This window comes from Stenotrophomonas sp. Steno-C15 (assembly GCF_056393265.1).
Genome location: NZ_JBWJPF010000060.1, coordinates 1 through 233 on the forward strand (window position 1 = coordinate 1; position 233 = coordinate 233).

Sequence of the window (233 nt, forward strand, 5' to 3'; positions counted from 1 at the left end):
ATGCCGATGGCCTGGCCGCGCAGGTCGCGCAGTCGATGTCGGCACAGCCGGGCATGCGCCATGGCACCCTGTTCAACCAGCTGGCAATGCATCTGGTCGAGCCGACGGCAGCAGGTGCGGGGGCCAGCGGTGATGGCCAGCGTGGCCACGGTCTGTGGGCACGTGGCTTCGCCAGCCATGGCCGCATCGATGCCGATGCCGGCGTGGCCGGGATGAGCCATACCGTGGGCGGC

1 protein-coding gene is annotated in these 233 nt (G+C 70.4%); it reads left to right on the plus strand.

Annotated elements, in window-relative coordinates; all coding sequences use genetic code 11:
* Positions 1-233 (plus strand): hypothetical protein (locus AC06FB_RS18885; RefSeq protein WP_478053990.1); only part of this gene is annotated, 233 nt, incomplete at both ends.